16 protein-coding genes are annotated in these 17,724 nt (G+C 73.0%); 10 read left to right on the top strand and 6 right to left on the bottom strand.

The annotated features are described in order from the left end of the window. The first annotated feature begins 58 nt into the window (after positions 1 to 58). Both ACWC91_RS33360 and ACWC91_RS33355 read left to right on the top strand, forming a co-directional pair. Positions 59 to 1,264: a threonine aldolase family protein gene (locus ACWC91_RS33360; protein ID WP_450640226.1), complete on the top strand. Its 1,206-nt coding sequence runs from the start codon at positions 59 to 61 to the stop codon at positions 1,262 to 1,264. Positions 1,265 to 1,932: 668 nt separating this feature from the next. Next, on the top strand, positions 1,933 to 3,039 hold the full coding sequence (locus tag ACWC91_RS33355; RefSeq protein ID WP_450640224.1) for a DUF5937 family protein: 1,107 nt from the start codon (positions 1,933 to 1,935) through the stop codon (positions 3,037 to 3,039). Here the strand turns inward: ACWC91_RS33355 and ACWC91_RS33350 are convergent. The 3 genes from ACWC91_RS33350 to ACWC91_RS33340 all read right to left on the bottom strand — a co-directional run bounded on the left by ACWC91_RS33350 (position 3,036) and on the right by ACWC91_RS33340 (position 5,711). Next, positions 3,036 to 3,704: an AAA family ATPase gene (locus ACWC91_RS33350; RefSeq protein ID WP_225076897.1), complete on the bottom strand. Its 669-nt coding sequence runs from the start codon at positions 3,702 to 3,704 to the stop codon at positions 3,036 to 3,038. The genes ACWC91_RS33355 and ACWC91_RS33350 overlap by 4 nt on opposite strands. A gap of 32 nt (positions 3,705 to 3,736) precedes the next feature. Further along, positions 3,737 to 4,408 carry a response regulator transcription factor gene (locus tag ACWC91_RS33345; RefSeq protein ID WP_141359589.1) on the bottom strand — a complete coding sequence of 224 codons (672 nt, stop codon included), beginning with the start codon at positions 4,406 to 4,408 and terminating at the stop codon, positions 3,737 to 3,739. Positions 4,409 to 4,505: 97 nt separating this feature from the next. Further along, entirely contained in the window at positions 4,506 to 5,711 is a 1,206-nt protein-coding gene (locus tag ACWC91_RS33340) for a sensor histidine kinase (RefSeq protein ID WP_225076898.1), read from the bottom strand. A 138-nt stretch (positions 5,712 to 5,849) separates the two neighbouring features. Between ACWC91_RS33340 and ACWC91_RS33335 the strand changes: the two genes are divergently transcribed. Beyond that, the gene (locus tag ACWC91_RS33335) at positions 5,850 to 6,959 is read left to right on the top strand and encodes an SAM-dependent methyltransferase (protein ID WP_450640223.1); all 1,110 of its coding nucleotides are present in this window, start codon (positions 5,850 to 5,852) and stop codon (positions 6,957 to 6,959) included. On the opposite strand, the gene ACWC91_RS33330 is transcribed toward ACWC91_RS33335, so the two are convergent. Further along, positions 6,924 to 8,075: an NADH-quinone oxidoreductase subunit D gene (locus tag ACWC91_RS33330; RefSeq protein WP_225076899.1), complete on the bottom strand. Its 1,152-nt coding sequence runs from the start codon at positions 8,073 to 8,075 to the stop codon at positions 6,924 to 6,926. The two genes, ACWC91_RS33335 and ACWC91_RS33330, sit on opposite strands and share 36 nt — an antisense overlap. Before the next feature lie 31 nt (positions 8,076 to 8,106). Here ACWC91_RS33330 and ACWC91_RS33325 point away from each other — a divergent pair, with 31 nt between their 5' ends. Both ACWC91_RS33325 and ACWC91_RS33320 read left to right on the top strand, forming a co-directional pair. Further along, complete coding sequence (locus ACWC91_RS33325; protein ID WP_450640220.1) at positions 8,107 to 8,613, top strand: PH domain-containing protein; 507 nt, start codon at positions 8,107 to 8,109, stop codon at positions 8,611 to 8,613. A 128-nt stretch (positions 8,614 to 8,741) separates the two neighbouring features. After that, entirely contained in the window at positions 8,742 to 10,079 is a 1,338-nt protein-coding gene (locus tag ACWC91_RS33320) for a PH domain-containing protein (protein ID WP_450726157.1), read from the top strand. Between the two features lie 98 nt (positions 10,080 to 10,177). On the opposite strand, the gene ACWC91_RS33315 is transcribed toward ACWC91_RS33320, so the two are convergent. Both ACWC91_RS33315 and ACWC91_RS33310 read right to left on the bottom strand, forming a co-directional pair. Then, a complete protein-coding gene (locus ACWC91_RS33315) occupies positions 10,178 to 11,596 on the bottom strand; it encodes a hypothetical protein (RefSeq protein ID WP_450640217.1) in 1,419 nt (472 codons plus the stop codon). 184 nt (positions 11,597 to 11,780) lie between these two features. Then, complete coding sequence (locus ACWC91_RS33310; RefSeq protein ID WP_450640215.1) at positions 11,781 to 12,908, bottom strand: alpha/beta hydrolase; 1,128 nt, start codon at positions 12,906 to 12,908, stop codon at positions 11,781 to 11,783. 203 nt (positions 12,909 to 13,111) lie between these two features. Between ACWC91_RS33310 and ACWC91_RS33305 the strand changes: the two genes are divergently transcribed. The 5 genes from ACWC91_RS33305 (at position 13,112) to folK (ending at position 17,721) form a co-directional block, all read left to right on the top strand. After that, complete coding sequence (locus tag ACWC91_RS33305) at positions 13,112 to 14,947, top strand: phosphatidylglycerol lysyltransferase domain-containing protein (RefSeq protein WP_450640214.1); 1,836 nt, start codon at positions 13,112 to 13,114, stop codon at positions 14,945 to 14,947. Between the two features lie 100 nt (positions 14,948 to 15,047). Next, positions 15,048 to 16,004, top strand: coding sequence for a dihydropteroate synthase (gene folP / locus ACWC91_RS33300; RefSeq protein ID WP_225076904.1), 957 nt, complete (start codon positions 15,048 to 15,050; stop codon positions 16,002 to 16,004). Beyond that, positions 16,001 to 16,504 (top strand): nuclear transport factor 2 family protein, encoded by a 504-nt coding sequence (locus ACWC91_RS33295; RefSeq protein WP_225076905.1) that lies wholly within the window; start codon positions 16,001 to 16,003, stop codon positions 16,502 to 16,504. The genes folP and ACWC91_RS33295 overlap by 4 nt, the downstream gene beginning before the upstream one ends. A 249-nt stretch (positions 16,505 to 16,753) precedes the next feature. Continuing rightward, positions 16,754 to 17,113 (top strand): dihydroneopterin aldolase, encoded by a 360-nt coding sequence (folB, locus tag ACWC91_RS33290; protein ID WP_225076906.1) that lies wholly within the window; start codon positions 16,754 to 16,756, stop codon positions 17,111 to 17,113. After that, positions 17,110 to 17,721 carry a 2-amino-4-hydroxy-6-hydroxymethyldihydropteridine diphosphokinase gene (gene folK, locus ACWC91_RS33285; RefSeq protein ID WP_141359599.1) on the top strand — a complete coding sequence of 204 codons (612 nt, stop codon included), beginning with the start codon at positions 17,110 to 17,112 and terminating at the stop codon, positions 17,719 to 17,721. The genes folB and folK overlap by 4 nt, the downstream gene beginning before the upstream one ends. Positions 17,722 to 17,724: the final 3 nt, after the last annotated feature.

Below are 17,724 nucleotides of genomic sequence, written 5' to 3'. Positions count from 1 at the left end.
GCCGCGGGGCGGGAAATGCGGGTGACCGCCGTGTCCCGGACGCGCGATGATCCGGGACATGAGTGATACGGCGGAGCAGGACGCACGGGACGTACGGCTCGAAGAGCGGGTCCCGGACGGGGAGCGGCACAAGCGGCTCCGGGAACGGCGCGCGGCCGCGTGCCGGAGCGCGGAGCGCGTGCTGGCGCGCCCCGGGTTCCTCGGGACGCTCCGGGAGCGGCTGGCGCTGCTGGACGGCGCGCGGGAGGTGTACGACCTCGACGAGGCGTCGGACATGTACGGCAACGGGGTCGTCGAGGCCCTGGAGGAGAAGGTCGCCGGCCTGCTCGGCAAGGAGGCCGCCGCCTTCTTCCCGACCGGCACGATGGCCCAGCAGGTGGCCCTGCGCTGCTGGGCGGGCCGTACCGGCAACCCGGCGGTCGCGCTGCACGCGCTGGCCCATCCCGAGGTGCACGAGAGGCAGGCCTTCAGCCAGGTCGCCGGGCTGCGGCCGGTGCGGGTGACGAGCGAGCCGTGCCAGCCGACCGCCGAGGAGGTGCGCACCCTCGACGAGCCCTTCGGGACGCTGATGCTCGAACTGCCCCTCAGGGACGCCGGGTTCCTGCTGCCCACGTGGGAGGAGCTCCTCGAGCTCGTGGACGCGGCACGCGAGCGGGACGCGGTGGTGCACTTCGACGGCGCGCGCCTGTGGGAGTCCACCGTGCACTTCGGCCGGCCGCTGGAGGAGATCGCGGACCTGGCCGACAGCGTGTACGTGTCGTTCTACAAGTCCCTCGCCGGTTACGGCGGCGCCGCGCTCGCCGGGCCGCGGGAGCTGGTGGAGGAGGCCAAGGCCTGGCGGCACCGGTACGGCGGCAACGTCTTCCAGCAGTTCCCGACGGCGCTGTCGGCACTGGCCGGGCTGGAGCGGGAGCTGCCCCGGCTGCCGGAGTACGTGCGGCACGCGCGCGTGGTGGCCGCCGCACTGCGCGAGGGGTTCGCCGCGGCGGGGCTGCCCTGGAGCCACGTCCACCCGGCCGAGCCGCACACCCACGAGTTCCAGGTCTGGCTGCCGTACGACGCCGAGGCGGTCGCGCGGACCGCGATCCGGACCGCGGAGGAGACGGGCACGATGCTCTTCACCGGCGGCTGGGACGCCCCGGCCACCCGCCTGGCCCGCACCGAGGTCTCCGTCCGGGCCGAGGGCCTGGCCTGGACCGCGGCCGACGTGCGAGCAGCGGTCGCCGACTTCACCGCCCGCCTCCCCAAGGAGCTCGACGAGTAACCCACCGGCCCCACCTGAGCCGCGTCCGCCCACGGTCCGGACGACCACCCGGGACACCACGGGGAACGCGGCCCGTCCCTCGGCTCGCACACCACTTGCCACCCGCGCAGCCGACCGCGGGCAGCGCGCGGCACGGACCGCGGCCGCGGGGTGGCGGGGGGCGGGTTGCGCAGCGGCAGCGAGCCGGGTGACGGGCCGGGCGGGCCGGGCGGACCGGGCGGGCCGGACACAAGCGGCGGGCGTGGGCCGTTCCGCCACACCGGGCGGCAGGGGTCTGTGCCGGGATACCGCACAGAACGCGGCCCGTCCCTCGGCTCGCGCGCACCACTTGCGGCCCTCGGACCCGGCGCGGGAGGGCGCGGGTGTCCGGCGTCGGCGGGCCGCCGCGTCGTCGGTTGGCCCTGGGCAGAGCCCGGCGTCGGGGGCGGCGGGCGCCGACGGAACCGCCACGCCAGGTGTCCCAAGACTGCGCCAAAGCGCCCGGTACAGGCTTCGGCAATCCTGCTGTTCGCCCGCCACCAGCCGCTAACAGGCGGCTTGCGGGGCAGGCGCGGGGCCGGGCCGGGGCGGGCCGCCGTGCTCGTCGGTGGGGGGCGGGCCGGGCGTTGGCGGGGCGGTTCTGGACGGCGGGCGACGGTGTTGTCAGCTGGGCCGGGCACCATGGGGGCATGAGCGTGCGGATCGATATCGCGGGGTTGCGGCCGGAGAGGGTCGCCGTCGTTCCCGCGCCCCTGGCCGAGCTCTGCATGGCGCTGCACACGCTGTCGGAGCCGGGACACCACCCCGGTCTGCAGGGCTGGGTCACCGGCGTCACCGCCCGGCTCGACTCGCACCTGGCCGACCGGATGTGCGAGGCGGACTTCCTGTGGCGGACGACGTTCTCCGACCTCTTCCTGCCGTGCGCGGGCGTGCCCGGCGGCTCCACGCTCCCGGGCGCGACGCTCGCCGACGAGCTGGACATCCTCGACAAGCTGTCCGACGAGCAGTTCGTGGACGCTGCCCTGGAGTTCACCTGCGCCCTGCCGTACGGCCTGCCGGGCCCGGGACCGCTCGCCGACGCCGGTCTTCGCCGCCGCGCCGTGGAGCTGGCCGCGGCGCGCGGCCCGCAGCAGGTGCGCTTCACCGAGCGGCTGCTGGCCGACCCACCGCGCATCAGGGCCTGGCTGCGGCAGTTCCTCGAGGACTGCGACGAGGCGTTCTTCGCGCAGACCTGGTCCCGGCTGCGCCACCAGCTCGCGGCCGACACCCGGCACAAGACGGAGCTGCTGCGCCGCAAGGGCCTGGCCGAGGCCCTTGCGGCGGTGTCCCCGGCGGTGACGCTGGACGAGGCGGCCGGCCGGATCACCGTCGACAAGCTGGGCGAGGGCCGCACGGCCACGGCGCAGGGCGGCCTGCTGCTCGTGCCGACGAGCCTGGGCTGGCCCCACCTGATGGTGCTGCACCGGTACGGCTGGCAGCCGGTGCTGCACTACCCGGTCGGTTCCCCGGAGCTCGCCGCCCCGCCCTCGGTGGAGCAGCTGACCCTGCGGATGACCGCCCTGTCCCACCCGGTGCGGATGCGGCTGTGCCGCAGCCTGGCCCGCAGCGCGTTCACCACCAGCGAGCTGGCCCAGGTGCACGGCATGACCGCGCCGGAGATATCCCGGCACCTGAGCCTGCTGAAGAAGGCGGGCCTGGTCACCACCCGGCGCCGGGGGCGGTACGTGCTGCACCAGCTGGACGTCGCGATGGTCGCCCGGCTGGGCAGCGACTTCCTCGAAGGCGTGCTGCGCTAGTCAGCTGGGCCGGAGTCCGGCGTGTGCCGGGGCCCGTCGAACCGGATGTGCCGGACGCCGACCTTCGCCTGCCGCAGCCGTGTCCGCAGCGGACCCTCGGTGTTGGGCCGCAGCGTCAGGCCGGCCAGGACGGCGATCCGGTCCGCGGTCTTCGGCACGGTCGAGTGGTCGGTCCACAGGTGCTCGGCGAACTCCGGCTCGCGCAGCCGCTCGAGGCAGTCGTCGAGCTGCCGCACGGCCCAGCTTTCCCGGCCCGGACCGGAGTTCTTCCCGGCGACATACCCGACGAGGTGTCCGAACCCACGCTCCCGCAGCCGCTTCAGAACGGTCTCGCGTTCCGCGAGGAGCGTGAAGTGCCGTACGTCGTGGCCCAGTTCGCGCAGCCGCCCGACGGTCTCGGCGAACTGACCGGAGTCCGTGACGGTCATGGGGGCGATCACGACCCCCTCGTGCCGGGTGAGGGCCAGGTCCAGGACCTCCACCACCCCTTGCCGCCAGGCCACCAAGTCCCTGAAGTCCGCGCGCAGTTCGGGTGGCAGCATGCGGCGCAGGCCGAACCCGGCATGCTCGGGATCGCAGACGACGCTGCCGGGCAGACGGCGCTGGATCTCGTGTGCGGTCTGTGTCTTGCCGCCCCCGAAGGGGCCGTTGATCCACAGGAGCATGCGCAGACCCTACCGACGGCCGCGTACGCCGTTCAGCCGTGTCCGCCGGCCCGGACGAGCCCCGTCTCGTAGGCCAGGACCACCACCTGCACCCGGTCCCTCAGCCCCAGCTTGGTCAGGATGCGGCCCACGTGGGTCTTCACCGTCGCCTCGGACAGCACCAGCCGGGCGGCGATCTCGCCGTTCGACAGGCCCTGCGCGACCAGGACCATGACCTCGCGCTCGCGCTCGGTGAGCCGCTGGAGCTCCTTGTGCTGGGGCTCCTTGCCGGCCGTGGGCAGCATCGGGGCGAACCGGTCGAGCAGCCGGCGGGTGGTGGAGGGCGCGACGACGGCGTCGCCGCTGTGCACGGAGCGGATCGCGGCGAGCAGGTCGCCGGGCGGCACGTCCTTGAGCATGAACCCGGAGGCACCCGCCTTCAGCCCGGAGAAGGCGTACTCGTCGAGGTCGAAGGTGGTCAGGATGAGCACCTTCGGCGGGTCGGGCTCGGAGCAGATGCGGCGGGTGGCCTCCACACCGTCCAGCTTCGGCATGCGCACGTCCATCAGCACCACGTCGACGGCGGTGGCGCGCAGCACCTGGAGGGCCTCGACACCGTCGCCCGCCTCCGCGACGACCTCCATGTCCGGCTGGGCGGCGAGCACCATCCGGAATCCCGTGCGCAGCAGCACCTGGTCGTCCACGAGCATCACGCGGATCGTCATCGGGGTCCTCTTCCGTTCGTCATCGGCGGTTCGGGTCCGTTCGTCATCGGCGGGCCGGGCGGGTGCGTGACCGGGGTGAGCGGGGTGTGCGCCGGCGTCAGTGCACCGGTTTGAGCGGCAGCAGGGCGCTGATGCGGAAGCCTCCGCCGGGGCGCGGACCCGCGTCCAGGGTGCCGCCCACCATGCCGACGCGTTCGCGCATGCCGATCAGGCCGTGCCCCTCGCCGTCGGCGCCGCCCTCCTCGTACAGCTCGTGCGGCGCGCCCTTGCCGTCGTCCTCGACGAGCAGTCCGAGGCCGTCGTCGAAGTAGACCAGACGCACGCTCGCGCCCGCGTTGGGTCCGCCGTGCTTGCGGGTGTTCGTGAGGGCCTCCTGCACGATGCGGTACGCGGTGAGCTCGACCCCGCTGGGCAGCGGGCGCGGGGTGCCCTCGATCCGGAAGTCGACGGGCAGTCCGGAGCCCCGGCACTGCTCGACGAGGTCCTCGATCTGGTCGACGTCGGGCTGCGGCACGTACTCGCCGCTCTCCTGGTGCTCGCCGGTGCGCAGCACGCCCAGCAGGCGGCGCATCTCGGCGAGGGCCTGGCGGCCGGTGGAGGAGATCGTCTCCAGGGCCTTCTTGGCCTGGTCGGGCGCGGCGTCCAGGACGTAGGCGGCGCCGTCGGCCTGCACCACCATCACCGACACGTTGTGCGCGACCACGTCGTGCAGCTCGCGCGCGATCCGGGCGCGTTCGGCGGCGACCGCGACCTTGGACTGCGCCTCGCGTTCCTTCTCCAGGCGGGCGGCGCGCTCCTCCAGTTGCGCGAAGTAGGCGCGGCGGGTGCGCATGGAGTCGCCGAGCACCCAGGCGAGGGCGAACGGCACCGTCTGGAAGACGGTTATCGCGACGTTGCCCAGGGCGCTCGCGTCGTGCTGCGGCCAGCGCATCTGCGCGAGGGTCGCCGCGCACAGCCCGCCGGCCAGGGCGAACCGGGAGGCCCAGCGAGCGCCTATCGCGGCGACCGTGTAGATGATCACCAGCATGGCGAAGTTGGCGACCATCGTCTCGACGTCCAGGACGAGCTGCGCCACGCCCGCCGCGCCCGCCAGCACCAGCATCTTCTCCGGCACCCGGCGGCGCAGTGCGACGACCACGCACAGCACGAGGGACAGCGCCAGGGCCGCGCCGACCGAACCGTGGTGGCCGGGCGCCCCGTTGATGCTCGACACGCTCACGCCGGAAAGCCCGAGGAGGATGAGGGCCCAGGAGCCGTCCACCCACGTCGGGTGCCTGCGGAGGAAGTCATAGAGGCGCTGCACGTAACCCAGAGTAGGGAAGCGGCACAGGTGCGGGGGTCAACCGAAGGGCCGATCCGCACGGGCCCCTCGTACTCCGCAAGGTGGAGGCAGTGATCACTTGTGCGCCTCGCTCCGCCGGACGGACCTTAGTCTGTCCGGGTGGCGGACGACACGGCGGGCAGCACCGCGCGCACCACGGCCGGCAGCACCCGGCGCACCACGGCGCAGAGCGCGGCGGAGGGCCGGGCCGGGGAGTGGCGCGGCTGGCGGGCGGCGACCGAGGAGGCCCTGTACGGGCCGGACGGCTTCTACCGGCGGCCCGAGGGCCCGGCCGGTCACTTCCGTACGTCCGTGCACGCCTCGCCCCTGTTCGCGGCGGCCGTGGCGCGGCTGCTGTGCCGGGTCGACGTGGCGCTGGGCCGCCCGGCGGCGCTCGACTTCGTCGACATGGCGGCCGGGCGGGGCGAACTGGCCACGGGCGTGCTCGGCGCGCTGCCGGCGGACGTGGCGGCACGCACGCGCGTGCACGCGGTCGAGATCGCCGCCTGGCCGGAGGGGCTGGACGACCGGATCGCATGGTCGGGGCAGGCACCTCGGGGGATCACCGGACTGCTGTTCGCCAACGAGTGGCTGGACAACGTGCCGCTGGAGGTCGCGGAGGTGGACTCCGCGGGCGTACCCCGGCGGGTCCTGGTCCGGCGGGACGGTACGGAACGGCTCGGGGAACCGCTGTCGGGGGCGCAGGCGCGGTGGCTGGCCCGGTGGTGGCCGCTGCCCGCCGAGCAGGGTCTGCGCGCGGAGATCGGGCTGCCCCGCGACACCGCCTGGGCCGACGCGGTCTCGCGGGTCGAGCGGGGCCTCGCGGTCTCCGTCGACTACGCGCACACGGCCGGCGCGCGACCGCCCTTCGGAACGCTCACCGGCTTCCGGGAAGGCCGGGAGACGGCGCCGGTGCCGGACGGGTCGTGCGACATCACGGCGCACGTCGCTCTGGACGCCTGCGCCGCGTGCGCGCCTCCGGGCGTCCGGCTGCTGACCCAGCGCGAGGCCCTGCACGCCCTGGGAATCACCGGCGAGCGCCCCCCGCTCACGCTCGCCTCCACGAACCCCTCGGACTACGTACGCGCCCTCGCACGCGCCGGGGAGGCCGCCGAACTCACCGCGGCGGGCGGGCTCGGCGACTTCGGCTGGCTGGTGCAGCCTGTCGGCCTCGCGGAGGCGGACGCGGCGGCCCTACTTGTCGATGTCCCCGACCACGAAGAACATTGACCCCAGGATGGCCACCATGTCCGCCACCAGCGTGCCCGGCAGCAGCTCGGTGAGCGCCTGGATGTTGTTGTACGACGCCGAGCGCAGCTTCAGCCGGTACGGGGTCTTCTCACCCTTGCTGACCAGGTAGTAGCCGTTGATCCCGAGCGGGTTCTCGGTCCACGCGTACGTGTGCCCCTCGGGTGCCTTGAGGACCTTCGGCAGCCGCTGGTTGATCGGGCCGGGCGGCAGCTCGGCCAGCCGGTCCAGACAGGCGTCGGCGAGGTCCAGCGCGTTGTGGGCCTGCTCCAGCAGGCACTCGAAGCGGGCCAGGCAGTCGCCCTCCTGCCGGGTGACCACCTTCAGGGTGTCCTGCACCTCCGCGTACGCCAGGTACGGCTCGTCGCGGCGCAGGTCGAAGTCGACGCCCGAGGCGCGCGCGATGGGACCGCTCACGCCGTAGGCGTGCACGGCCCGCGGCGTCAGGACGCCCACGCCCCGGGTGCGGCCCCGGAAGATCTCGTTGCCGAGCACCAGGTCGTCGAAGACGTCCATCCGCGAGCGCACGGCGGCCACCGCGGCACGCGCGCGCGTGGCCCAGCCGGCCGGCAGGTCCTCCTTCAGGCCGCCGACACGGTTGAACATGTAGTGCATCCGGCCGCCGGAGACCTCCTCCATGACGTTCTGGAGGACCTCGCGTTCCCGGAACGCGTAGAAGACCGGGGTGATGCCGCCCAGCTCCAGCGGGTAGGAGCCGAGGAACATCAGGTGGTTGAGCACCCGGTTCAGCTCGGCGAGCAGGGTGCGCGTCCACACCGCGCGCGGGGGCACCTCCATGCCGAGCATCCGCTCCACGGCGAGGACCACGCCCAGCTCGTTCGAGAAGGCCGACAGCCAGTCGTGGCGGTTGGCCAGCATGATGATCTGGCGGTAGTCCCGTGCCTCGAACAGCTTCTCCGCGCCGCGGTGCATATAGCCGATCACCGGCTCGGCGCGCATGATGCGCTCGCCGTCCAGCACCAGCTTCAGCCGCAGAACACCGTGCGTGGACGGGTGCTGGGGCCCGATGTTGAGCACCATGTCGGTGCTCTCCGCGGCGCCGCCGATCCCGACCGTGGTCTCCTTCGTGGGAGTCATGGACACAGTCTCTCGTACGTACGCTTGCCCCATGGAAACGGGGATCCCGGAGGACGAACGGGCGGCGGCCGGGAGCGCGCCGGCCTGGAGAGCGCTGCCGCGCGGCCTGCTGCGTCTGCGCCGGCTGCTGCTGGTGGTGTGGATGGGCCTGTTCGCCCTGGCCGCGGGGTTGCTGCCGGGCCTGCTGGCCGGTCCCGCCTGGTCGGCGTTCGCGCTGCTGCCGCTGGCGGTGATGGCGTGGGGCTGGGTGCTGCTGGGCCGCAACTGGTGCTCGTGGCGGTACACCGAGCGCGCCGACGACCTGCTGATCAGCCGGGGTGTGCTGTGGCGCGGGGAGACCGTCGTGCCCTATGGGCGGATGCAGCTGGTCGAGGTCACCTCCGGGCCCGTCGAGCGGCACTTCGGGCTGGCCACCGTGCAGCTGCACACGGCCGCCGCCGCGACCGACGCGACCATCCCCGGCCTCGACCCGGCCGAGGCGGAACGGCTGCGCGACCGGCTCACCGAACTCGGCGAGGCACGATCGGCGGGGCTGTGACGGCGGCGGAGGACGAAGAGGCCATACGCGAAAAGGCCGTACGCGAAAAGGCCGTACGCGAAAAGGCCGCACTCGGAGAAGCCCTACGCGCAGAAGCCGCACCCGAAGAGCCCGTGAGCGGCGGGGACGTGTCCGAGAAGGCCGTGAGCGACACGGCCGTACGCGACGGGCGGCCCGTGACCGAGCGGCGGCTGCATCCCGTCACGCCCCTGAGACGGGCGTGGGCGCCGGTCGCCGTCCTCACGGGCTGGGCCGTGCACGACCCCGACCAGGCGCAGCGGCACCTGACGCGGCTGACGACGACCACGCTGCTGATCGGGCTCGCGGTCGTCATACCCGTGGCCGCCCTCTACGGCTTCCTGTCCTGGTGGTTCACGCACTTCGCGGTGACCGGCACCGAACTGCGCATCCGTACCGGGCTGTTCTTCCGCCGCACCGCGCACATCCGGCTGGAGCGGATCCAGGCCGTCGACGTCACCCGGCCGCTGCTCGCACGGGTCGCGGGCGTGGCCAAGCTGAAACTCGACGTCATAGGGACGGACAAGAAGGACGAACTCGCCTTCCTCGGCGAGGAGGAGGCCCGGGCGCTGCGCGCCGAACTGCTCGCGCGCGCGGCCGGGTTCGCGCCCGAGACGGCGCACGAGGTCGGTGAGGCACCCGCGCGGGAGCTGGTGCGCGTACCCGGGCGCGTGATCGCCGCCTCGCTGCTGCTGACCGGCGCGACCTGGGGATCACTGGTCGCCGCCGCCGTCGTACCGCCGCTGCTGTGGCTGGCCACCCACAGCCTGTGGACGGTGCTCGCCACCGTCCTGCCGCTGCTCGGCAGCGCCGTGGCGAACAGCGCGGGTCGCTTCGCCGCCGAGTACGACTGGCTCGTGAGCGAATCGCCCGACGGGCTGCGGATCGACCGGGGACTGCTGGACCGCACGCACGAGACGGTGCCGCCGGGGCGGGTGCAGACCGTGCGGATCGTGGAACCGCTGCTGTGGCGGTGGCGCGGCTGGGTGCGGGTCGAGCTGGACGTCGCCGGGTCGTCGAACTCCGTGCTGCTGCCGGTCGCTCCGCGGGAGGTCGCCGAATCGTTGATCGCGCGGGTCCTGCCCGGGGTGACGGTGCCGCAGGCCACCGACCTGCTCCGGCCGCCGCGGCGCGCCCGGTGGTGCGCGCCGGTGTGGTGGCGCGGGCACGGGATCGCCGTCACCGACGCGGTGTTCGCCGCACGGCACGGACTGCTGCGGCGCCGGCTCGCGCTGGTCCCGCACGCGAAGGTGCAGAGCGTACGGCTGCGGCAGGGGCCCTGGCTGCGCGTGTGGGGCCTCGCCGGCGTGCACGTGGACAACGGGGCCGACAAGACCGTGACGGCCCGCCTGCGGGACGCTCAGGAGGCGGCCCGGCTGCTGCGGACCCAGGCGGAGAGGTCGCGCACGGGCCGCCGGAGCGCTCGGCCTGACCGGTGGATGACCTGACCGGTGAATAACGGGCCGGTGGATGACGGGCCGGTGGATGAAACGAGCGCGACGCCGGGCGGGCGCCCGGCGTCGCGGTGTGGCGTGGGAGACGGCCGTCAGGAGGCCGCGGTGCGCAGCCCCGGAAGGTCGATCCGTTCCGTCTCGTCGTGGGCCGTCAGGTCGATGATCTGACGGCCGGCGGCCGGCGCGTCCGCGTCGGCCGGCTTGTACTGGGACTCGGCCTCCGCCTTGTGCAGGGCGAGCGCCTCCTGGCCCACCACGTCGACGAGGTCGTCGTTCCGGACGGCGCCCGGCCCGGTGTCCGCCGCTTCCTTCTTCGTGCCGAAGAAGTCGAATCCGCCCTCGACCAGCGGGCGCCGCGCGGGCGCGGCCGGTACGACGGCCACCGCGGTCGGCACGGTGAAGTGCCCGGAGGGCAGTTGCGACTGCGGCGCGGCCTTGGCCGGCTCGACCGCCGTGGCGGAGGGGTCCGGTGCGGCCTGCTCGCCCGAATCGGCGGCGGTGGACCGGTCGGCGGGATCGGCAGCTTCGGCGGGTCCGGCGGGTCCGTCAGCTTCGGCGGGTCCGGCGGGTCCGTCAGCTTCGGCGGGTCCGGCGGGTCCGGCGGGTTCAGCCATCCCGGTCACCTCGGCGGGGTCACTAGGGTCGGCCGCCTCGGTCGTCTCAGCCGTCTCAGCCGTCTCGGTCGTGGCGGCCGCGTGCTCGGGCGTCTCGCCCGTCCCGGTCTCCCGCGCGGGATCCGGGTCGGTGTCGCCGTCCGCCGTCACGGCCGTGTCCCGCACCGGGTCGGTCTCCGACGCCGTGTCAGATTCCTCGGAGGAGCCCGTCCTCGTGGCCTCGTCCGTCCGCGCCGCCCGGGCGCCGCCCTTGCCCAACCGCGACAGCGCGGCCTCGGCACGCAGGTACAGCTCGGACCCCTCCGGGGAGAACACGGCGGGGGCCGCGGCCCCCGGCTTCTTCTCGGTGGGCCCGGTCACGGGGGCCGCGGACTCGTGCGTCTCCGTGCCCGCGGCGTCCGGAGCGGCCGTCGGCGCGGCGGGCAGCGCGAGCATGTCGGAGCCGGTCTCGATCTCCAGCAGGCGGCGGCCCTCCAGCGCGGTCGCACGCTCGGTCTCCGCCGTGGCGTACCGCCGCAGGAGCGACGCGTGCTCGTTGCGCAGCCCCGCGAGTTCCGTGCGCCTGGCGCGCAGCTTCTGCTCGAGGCGGCCGCGCAGTTCGCGCGATTCCTCGAGGTCGGTCTCGAGTTCGGCGACCCGTTCCTCGAACCGCCACTCGTCGCTCGCACGCGCGCGCGTGAGGTCGGCTACCCGCCGTCCGGCCTGCGCGTCCCAGCGGCGCATGACGAACGCACCGAGAACAGCGGTCACCGCGGCGGTCCCGGCGAGCAACCGCAGCACCACCGCGTCCGTGAACGCCCAGGGACCAAGGGCGCAGACGACAGCGACGCCGGCGATCGCCGAGGAAGGCAACAGCCTGTGCAGGGGTGGGGAATGGCGGTGACGTCCACGTGGCATGGCCAGAAACTTACCGCGCGTACGCGAATCATGCCGGGCCGCCCCGCAAAAAGACAGCCATAACGAAACCTTCATGTGACAGCGGAAGTTCCGGCCGCGTTTTCCTCTGCTTCTTCCTTCGCCTTCCGCCGCTCCGGCCCGCTCGCCTTCCCTCACTTCCGCCGACGTTTCAACAAGATCATTTTCAGTGGTCGCCGAGCAGGTCGCTCATCCACTGCAACGTCGCCGGGATCTCGCGCCGCCAGGTGTTGAAGTTGTGGCCGCCGCTGTCGAGGATGATGGACGCGATCCGCGTCCTGTTCGTCGCCTTCACCGCATCGATGAACCTGAGCGTCGACCTGTAGTTGGTCTCGCCGAGCCTGCTGCTGGTGACGAGCAGTGAAGTGTCGGGCGCCGCCAGGTGCTTGATGCTCCACATCAGATCGGCACGATTCCGCAGGTTCCTGTCCCCTTGAAAAAGATCACCCGTGGTCGGGTCGGTGGGCGCCTTGTAGTACGGGGACAGACCCGCGCCCGCGGCATACACCTCGGGATGGTGCAGGGCGAGTTTCAGCGCGCAGTAACCGCCCGTTGAGTCGCCGACGATGCCCCAGCTGCCCGGTTTCTTTCCGACCCGGTAGTGCGCGAGAACCGCGTCCGGCAGATCCTTGGCGAAGAACGACTCGGTCTGCGGGCCGCCCGGGATGTCCACGCACTCCGTGTCACGCGGCGGTGCCACCGTGGGCCGCAGCATCACCAGGATCATCGGCTGCATCCGCCCGGTCCTGGCGAGTTCCTGCGCGGTGTGCGGGTAGCGCAGCTTGCTGATCAGCGACTGCGCGGTGCCCGGGTAGCCGGTGAGGACCACGGCCGCCGGGAAGGTACGGGTCCGGTACTGCGGCTGGAAGTACTCCGGGGGCAGGTAGACGAACGCGGGCGAGGCGATGTGCGTCGTACGGCCCACGATGCCGACCTGCTGGATCTGGCCGGAGACGTCCGGCCGGTCGCCGTTGTCCAGCCGCACCTGCTGGGTGCCGATCACCTGGAGGGGTCCGCCGGTGCGGCCGTGCGCCGAGTTGTCCATGACAACCCCGGGCGCGTTCTCCTGCCCGAACAGGTCCGCCCAGCTGGCGTAGAAGCCGAAGGCCTGGTTGGCGGCCAGTCCGACGCAGGCGAAGATCGCCACCTGCGTGGCCAGCAGAATGCTGACGCGTCCGGTCACCGCGCGCCAGGTGCCGCGGGCCAGACGCGGCCAGAGCCACACCGTGCCGACGAACAGCAGCACGGCGCAGAGGATCGCCAGTACCAGCACTTTGTTGCTCATGAGACCCATGGGCTTTTCCTGCCTGCGCTTCCCGCCCAGGGCCCGCCGACGCTTCCTTGCGAGGGCTTGCCTTGGACTTTCCCTGCCCTTTGACCCGACTTTCCGGTGGGGAGTGAACCTCTCTCCCCGAGACACCGTCCTAGAGGGCGCAATGTCGCCGGATGCCCGGATCGGCACCGGATTCAAGGTCTCTCGCAGAACTACGGGATGCGATGTCTGTCAGGATAGATGGGGAATTGTCGGACGGGGTTCCGGACCGATCGAGCAGGGTGCGGCGCATACTCCGCGGCCCGCGCCCCGAGGCCGTCCCCGTGCTGGTCGCCAGGGCCTGCGCGGTCGTCGGTCTCCTGGACATCGCCGCGGGGGTCTTCCCGCGCTTCCGGCACAGCCGCATGCACGCCCTGGCCGAGGTGCTGCCGGGCTCGTTCGGCCCGTTCGCCGCGGCGCTCTCGCTCAGCGTGGGCGTGCTGTTGCTGCTGCTCGCGCACGGCCTGAAACGGCGCAAGCGCCGGGCCTGGCGCGCGGCCGTGGTCCTGCTGCCGGCCGGTGCGGCGGCGGAGTTCGTCTACCGGCACTCGATCGTCGGGGTGGTCATCTCGCTGGCGCTGCTCGCGCCGCTACTGATCCACCGCGGCCAGTTCGCCGCGCTGCCGGACCCGCGCAGCCGCTGGCGGGCGCTGGCCAACTTCGTCCTCATGAGCGCCGGCTCACTGGCCCTGGGCATGATCATCGTCAGCGTGCACACGCACCGCATGGTCGGCGACCCCAGCGTGGCGGACCGGCTGACCCATGTCGTCTACGGCCTGATCGGCTTCGAGGGCCCGGTGGACTACCAGGGCAACACCTCCTGGACCGTCGCCTTCTCCCTCGGTGCCCTCGGCTGGCTCACCGCCGTCACCACCGTCTATCTGGCCTTCCGGCCCGAGCACCCGGCGGCGCGTCTGACCGAGGAGGACGAGACCCGGCTGCGCGAGCTGCTGGCCCGGCACGGCGGCCGCGACTCCCTCGGCCACTTCGCGCTGCGCCGCGACAAGGCGGTCGTGTTCTCCCCCAGCGGCAAGGCGGCGGTGACGTACCGCGTCGTCTCCGGCGTGATGCTCGCCAGCGGCGACCCCATCGGCGACGTCGAGGCCTGGCCGGGGGCCATCGAGCGCTTCATGGACGAGGCCAAGGCCCACTCCTGGACGCCCGCCGTGATGGGCTGCTCCGAGACCGGCGGCGAGGTGTGGACCCGGGAGACCGGTCTGGACGCCCTGGAACTGGGCGACGAGGCGGTGGTCGACGTCGCGGATTTCTCGCTCGCCGGACGCGCGATGCGCAACGTCCGCCAGATGGTCAAGCGCATCGAGCGAGCCGGCTACGAAACCCGGGTGCGGCGCATCCGTGACCTCGGCGGCACCGAGCTGGAGCGCGTCCGGCGGGCCGCCGAGGACTGGCGCGGCACCGACACCGAACGCGGCTTCTCCATGGCGCTCGGCCGGATCGGCGACCCGGCCGACGGCGAGTGCCTCATCGCCACCGCCCACAAGCAGGACGAGGAGCCGGGCGAGTACGGCGATCTGAAGGCGATCCTGCACTTCGTGCCGTGGGGCGGGGACGGCGTGTCCCTGGACCTGATGCGGCGCGACCGCTCGGCCGACCCCGGCATGAACGAACTGCTGATCGTGGCGGCACTCCAGGCCGCCCCGAAGTTCGGCATCACCCGCATATCACTGAACTTCGCGATGTTCCGCTCGGCGCTGGCGCGGGGCGAGAAGATCGGCGCGGGCCCGGTGCTGCGCGCCTGGCGCGGGCTGCTGGTCTTCCTCTCCCGCTGGTTCCAGATCGAGTCGCTGTACAAGTTCAACGCCAAGTTCCAGCCACGCTGGGAGCCGCGGTTCGTCGTCTACCGCGCCTCCTCGGACCTGCCCCGCATCGGCTTCGCCGCCATGCAGGCCGAGGGCTTCGTCGACCTCGCCCTGCCGCTGCCGCGCTTCCTGCGCCGCCGCTCCGCCGCCCGGAGCGCCTGCGCGCACTCGGTGGCGGAAGGGGACGTGCGCGCGGCATGACCCCGGACCGGCCCGGGCGGACCTCCCGCCCCTCCAGCACAGGGAGGCTCCGCCCGGGCCACAGCACGAGGGGGCCGGGGACGGGGCCTACGCTGAACGTATGAGCAACTTCAGCGGGCGCGGCCGCGTGGCGGGCCTTCCGACGTGGGGCCGGTGCGCGGTCATGGGGGTCGTGAACGTGACCCCCGACTCCTTCTCCGACGGAGGCCGCTGGTTCGACACGACCACCGCCGTCAAGCACGGCCTGGACCTGGTCGCCCAGGGCGCGGACCTGATCGACGTCGGCGGCGAGTCCACCCGGCCCGGCGCCACCCGCGTCGACGAGGACGAGGAACTGCGGCGCGTCATCCCCGTGGTGCGCGGCCTCGCCGCCGAGGGCGTCACGATCTCCGTCGACACCATGCGCGCCCGCGTCGCCGAACAGGCCCTCGCGGCCGGCGCCGCCCTCGTCAACGACGTCAGCGGCGGCCTCGCGGACCCCGCCATGATCCCCGTGGTCGCGGAGGCGGGCGCCCCCTTCGTCGTGATGCACTGGCGCGGCTTCCTGGAGGGCGGCAACGTCAGCGGCGTCTACGAGGACGTCGTCTCCGAGGTCGTCGACGAGCTGCACGCGCGCGTGGAGGCCGTCCTGGAGGGCGGGATCGCCGCCGACCGCATCGTCGTCGACCCCGGTCTCGGCTTCTCCAAGGAGGCCGGGCACGACCTCACGCTCCTGGCCCACCTCGACCGCCTGCGCGGGCTCGGCCACCCCGTCCTGGTCGCCGCCTCCCGCAAGCGGTTCCTCGGGCGGGTGCTGGCAGGCCCGGAGGGCGCGCCCCCGCCCGCGCGCGAGCGCGACGCCGCCACCGCCGCCGTCTCCGCCCTCGCCGCGCACGCCGGCGCCTGGGCCGTGCGCGTCCACGAGGTGCGCGCGACGGCGGACGCGGTACGCGTCGCCCGCGCCGTGGAAGAGGCACGCACCCCCGCGAGCACACCGCAGGACCGGGCGCACCCCTCCGACGACGGGGAGGCGGACGGCAGACGCGGTGCGCACGGCCCCGCCGAAGGAGACCGGTGAGCGCGCCCCACACCGACGTCGAGCAGGTGGAGGCGGCCAACACCGCCTACTACGAGGCCATGGAGCGAGGTGACTTCGAGGAGTTGTCCGCGCTCTGGCTCACCCCCTCCGACCTGGGCGTCGACGAGGAGTACCACGACCCCGCCGACACCGGCGTGATCGCGTGCGTGCACCCCGGCTGGCCGGTGCTCACGGGACGCGGCGAGGTGCTGCGCTCCTACGCGCTGATCATGGCGAACACCGACTACATCCAGTTCTTCCTCACCGACGTGCACGTCTCGGTGACCGGCGACACCGCCCTGGTGACCTGCACCGAGAACATCCTCAGCGGCGGCCCCGCCCCCGCGGCCGGCGGCGAGCTCGGCCCGCTGGTGGGGCAGCTCGTCGTCGCCACCAACGTGTTCCGTCGCACTGGTCTCGGATGGAAACTCTGGTCTCACCACGCCTCTCCCGTTCTGGCCGAAAACGACGGTGCCGAGGACGACGACACGCCCGCCTGAGTGGGTAGGCGCTGAAGCAGGAACGCGGAGTGGCCGGAATCACGGACTTCGGGAAAAGGGCCGCCCACCGGTCCGTGAGCAACCGGGTTCTCCAGGGGAAACACACGGTGAAACCTGCCGGGCCCGGCTCGCCCCCGCCTCCCCGCGGCCCGGCTCCGTCAGTGCCCGCAGGTAGATTCGTGCCAGGCCGGTGTGCCGCCCGCACGCGGCAGGGACCGGTCGCCGCCGACGATTGCAGGAGTGATTCGCGTGGATCGTGTCGCGCTGCGCGGCCTGAGGGCCCGCGGGCACCACGGTGTGTTCCCCAAGGAACGCGAGGAAGGCCAGACCTTCCTCGTGGACGTCGTCCTGGGAGTCGACACCCGGCCGGCCGCGGCCGACGACGACCTGGCGAAGACCGTGCACTACGGCATCGTGGCCGAGGAGGTCGTGGCCGTGGTGGAGGGCGAGCCCGTGAACCTCATCGAAACGCTCGCCGAGCGCATCGCCCAGGTCTGTCTGAAGCACGACGGGGTCCTGGAGGTCGAGGTCTGCGTCCACAAGCCGGACGCCCCGATCACCGTTCCCTTCGACGACGTGACCGTCACCATCACCCGGAGCCGAGTATGAACGCGCCTTTCACCAAAGGGCCCACCGACCCGACCGTGCAGCCGGTGCCCGCCTCGGTCGTCGAGAAGGTCGACGCCGCGGACACCACTCTGCAGAACCCCAAGCGTGCCGTGATCTCGATCGGCTCCAACCTCGGCAACCGCCTGGAGACCCTCCAGGGGGCCGTCGACGCCCTGGAGGACACGCCCGGCGTCCGCGTCAAGGCCGTCTCCCCGGTCTACGAGACGGAGCCGTGGGGCGTCGAGCCCGGCAGCCAGCCGTCGTACTTCAACGCGGTGGTGATCCTCAAGACCACGCTGCCGCCGTCCTCGCTGCTGGAGCGCGCCCACGCCATCGAGGAGGCCTTCAACCGGGTCCGTGACGAGCGCTGGGGGCCGCGCACCATCGACGTCGACATCGTCGCCCACGCGGAGACCGTCTCCGACGATCCGCTCCTCACGCTCCCTCACCCGCGCGCCCACGAACGCGCCTTCGTCCTCGCCCCGTGGTACGACGTGGACCCGGACGCGCAGCTCCCGGGCCGGGGTGCGGTGGCCGATCTGCTGACCGCGCTCACCCGGGAGGGCGTCGAGCCCCGGGCGGACCTGGAACTCCGGCTGCCCGAGTAGTCG

It is taken from the genome of Streptomyces sp. NPDC001204 (genome assembly GCF_053598035.1).
This window is presented reverse-complemented; position numbering and strand designations above follow the sequence as displayed.